This is a genomic window from Sulfuricurvum sp., assembly GCF_031427015.1.
Lineage (GTDB): Bacteria > Campylobacterota > Campylobacteria > Campylobacterales > Sulfurimonadaceae > Sulfuricurvum.
The window spans coordinates 1-3,961 of the sequence record NZ_JASJOW010000008.1 but is presented as its reverse complement, the minus strand read 5'-3'; the positions used below and the strand labels follow the sequence as shown (position 1 = coordinate 3,961).

Annotated in this window: 2 protein-coding genes; one reads left to right on the top strand and one right to left on the bottom strand. The window is 33.5% G+C overall.

Going from position 1 to position 3,961, the window contains the following annotated elements; translation table 11 throughout:
• Positions 1 to 50: 50 nt before the first annotated feature.
• A complete protein-coding gene (locus RMO68_RS11140; RefSeq protein WP_013449888.1) occupies positions 51 to 668 on the bottom strand; it encodes a recombinase family protein in 618 nt (205 codons plus the stop codon).
• 155 nt (positions 669 to 823) lie between these two features.
• Here RMO68_RS11140 and RMO68_RS11135 point away from each other — a divergent pair, with 155 nt between their 5' ends.
• Positions 824 to 3,853, top strand: coding sequence for a Tn3 family transposase (locus RMO68_RS11135; protein ID WP_013449979.1), 3,030 nt, complete (start codon positions 824 to 826; stop codon positions 3,851 to 3,853).
• Positions 3,854 to 3,961: the final 108 nt, after the last annotated feature.

The window sequence follows — 3,961 nt, the reverse complement described above, 5'->3', positions numbered from 1 at the left end:
GGCTATTTCTCAACAAACAGGGTAAAAGTCCCATGGTTCTTAGAAATAGCTTAATTAGTGATTTCTAGCACTCTCTTGGCAAAATCTCTTAGCTCCCCATTCGGTCCAATATATTTATAAAGAGTAGGCCTTGTAATCCCCAACTCAGCACAAAGTTCTTTTACACTGGTATCTCTATTTTTCATACTTGCTTCCGCTAATCTTACTTGTGACTTGGTAAGGTTAAACTTTCTTCCACCTTTTCTTCCTCTTGCTCTTGCAGCTTGAAGTCCGGCTATTGTTCTTTCTCTGATTAAGTCTCTCTCAAATTCTGCAAAAGCACCAAAAATTGAGAACATCATTTTTCCGGCAGAAGTGGTTGTATCAATATTAACACCTTGTCCGCTTAAAACTTTAAATCCTATATTTCTTTTGTTTAAATCATCAATAGTATTGATAAGATGCTTGAGATTTCTGCCAAGACGGTCAAGCTTCCAGACAACTAAAATATCTTCTTCTCGTAAAGCTTTCAAGCAATTTTCCAAGCCGGGTCTTTCGTCTTTGATCCCTGAAATTTTATCGGTGTAAATACTTTCTTGATTTACACCCGCTTGGAGAAGTGCATCGATTTGTAAATCTAAAACTTGAGAGTCATCAGATTTTGAAACTCTTGCATAACCGATAAGCATTCCACTCCCTTTGTGATGTAAATTAAACCTTCGTTTGCATTACACTCTGAAATTTATCCATAAACTATCTGATAAGTGTAAACTTAAGTATAAATCAAACAAAGTATAGCAAACAGTATATATAATCAGAATAAATTACACAAAAAAGGAAAAAAGTGACAACTTTACAAATTTTATCAAAAGAGGAAGAAAAAGCATTCAATCAAAAACCAATATTTAATTTTAACCAGCAAAAATTTTATTTTTCAATCCCAAAGAATTTACTCGAAAAAATAGAAATCGATTTTAATCAAATTTATTTTGTGCTGCTGTATGGCTATTTCAAAGCAACAAATAAATTCTTCACAGATTTAAATGATGATAAAAATTTAGATTATATTGCCTCCGATATTTTAAAAATATCAATCGATACAGATGCTGTAAGTTTAACAAAAAGTACACTTTATAGATATCAGCAGATCATTAAGCAGCACCTGCGAATTAACGAATACACCTATGAGATAAAAGATATCCTTGTAAAAGAAGCTATCACGTTGGCGAATAATTTTACCCATCGTAAAAAAATCTTTTATGCTCTTGTTGAGTTTTCTAAAAAGCTATCAATCGAAGTGCCGAGTTACACGGAGTTATATCGCATTATCACAGTCGCCATCAATTCTCAAAAAAGAGATATTCTAGAGAGATTAACGCCATTCATTAAAGATCAAAAACTGAATATACTAGATGAATTTTTACAAAAAGATGGAGACTATAAAAACAGATGGAGTCTCACGCACTATAAGATACTGGAGCACTCTACTAAAAAAGCTGCCATGATGGTAAGTCTTCAAAAATTTAAAACGATACAATCAAAATTCAATATCTTGGAGAGTATCTTTATATCGGGAGGAATCACCCCTAAAATAGCCCAGTATCATGCTAAATGGATTGAAAAAAGCCAAGTTTTTCAAGTAAAGCGAAAGAAAGATGTAGAATCTAACTTCTTACTTCTATCATTTGTATATTATCAGTACTTGATCCGTAACGATAATCTCATAGATAGATTTATATCAACGGTGCAGACGGCTAAAAACTCCTCACTTCGTTCCCAAAAAGAGTATAGTTTTGAACAAGAACCTCATAAAAATCGGGTCATACAGTCACTTGAGAATGCAAATCTTTCAACACTAAATGATATTGAAGCTATTGTCAAAGACAGCGATTTAAGTGCTGTTCAAAAAGTAGCTACAATAGAGAAACTTCTTCAGCAAAAGACACTGGCACTCAATGAGATTCTTACAGAGAAAAAAGTTTTCGACACTGTTGTTGAATGCAAGTATGATTTTATAGAGAGCAAGTCAGTATCGCTGCAAGGCAAGCTTTCGGGGATTTTAAAAGCGATTGAGTTTGATGAAAAAGCATCGAATAAAAATCTTATTGAAGCCATTAACTATTTCAAAAACAATCCCACTCTCACCAATAAAGTACCTAAAGCATTTTTAGATGAAGAAGAGCGTATCGCTGTATTTGATGGCGATAAATTTAAAGTCTCACTCTATAAAATATTACTCTTCTTTCATGTAAGCGATGCCATTAAAAATGGAACTCTTAATTTGAAATACTCTTACAGATACAAAAACTTTGATGACTATATGATTGATAAAGATGATTGGATTAAAAATAAAGATCTACTTCTAACGAAGCATGAAATGGAGTATTTAAAACCGTTTGATACCTTTATGAACACCGTCAAAGACAAAGTTGAAGCAAGCTACAAAGAAACAAATCATAATATTTTAAATGGTACAAACACCTATTTTACGGCATCAGACGACTCTTACATCCTCAAAACTCCTAAGCTGGAAAAGGATGAAGATGAAGAAAAAAATCCTCTCGCAAAATATTTCCCAACGGAAGAGTACCTATCCGTGATTGATGTTCTCAATTCAATTGATAAGGAAACAGATTTTTTATCATCATTTCAACACTACTCTCAAAGTCGCATTAAAAGCAATCACAATCTATTACTTGCATCCATACTTGGATATGGATGCAACCTAAGCCTTTCACGGATGGGGAAAATATCAAAAGGCATCAACGAAAACCAGCTTGATAATACCAAAATATGGTACTTTTCAGAGGATAATACGACCGAAGCAAATGACAAAATTGTGGCATATATGGAGAAATTGGAGCTTGTAAAAATAGTAAGACATCACACCGATATCAATCATACTTCAAGTGATGGGCAAAAATACTCCATTGCTTCAAATATCGATTCTACTAATGCAGGACACTCAAACAAATACTTTGGTGCCGACAAAGGAGTTGTCACCTATACTTTTATTGACGAATCAAATCGCCTGTTTCATTCCACTGTTATCAATGTCAGTGAAAGAGAATCGGGGTATGTTATTGATGGACTGTTGCACAATGAGACAGTCAAGAGCGATTTACATTCCGGGGATAGCCACAGCTATACAGAGCTAATATTTGGTTTAACAAATATTCTTGGATTCAATTTTGGTCCAAGAATTAAAAATTTCAAAGATCAACAGCTTTACGGCTTTTTTACACCAAAACACTATCATAATTTAGGTTATAAATTGGCACCTAAAAGAAAAATCAATACTCAAATAATCAAAGAGAGTTGGGATGATATTTTACGGTTTGCCGTAACAATTAAAGAGAGAAAAACAACGGCTACACAGCTCTTAAAAAGGCTCACTTCCTATTCACGACAGCACAAACTATACACTGCGTTGAAAGAATTTGGAAAGATTATAAAATCCGATTTTTTGCTCAATTATATCGATGATGTAAAGCTTCGCCAACGGATAGAAAAGCAGCTCAATAAGATAGAAGCCTCTAATCGATTTTCAAAAGCGGTATTTTTTGGAAACAATCAAGAGTTTACGGTTGCAACTACCGAAGAGCAAAACGTTGCAAATAACTCAAAACGACTTATTCAAAATGCTATAATCCTTTGGAATTATCTTTATCTTACCAAAAAATTACAACATTCTAAAAATAGCACCGAGAAAGATGAAATCCTCACAGCACTTAAAAACAGTTCAATTATTCACTGGAGTCATATTAATTTTTATGGGATTTATGATTTTACCAACTATTCAAAGAGAGTTTACAATTTAATTGCGATTGATAAAGAAAAAGAGTTTATGCAGCCTTTAGGTCTCGGAAATTAATTTCGTGGCTTGTAGAGGAGATATGAGGGCTGGTTTTTAGCGAAAAGACCATTTTTAAGCTATTTCTAAGAACCATGGGACTTTTACCCTGTTTGTTGAGAAATAGCC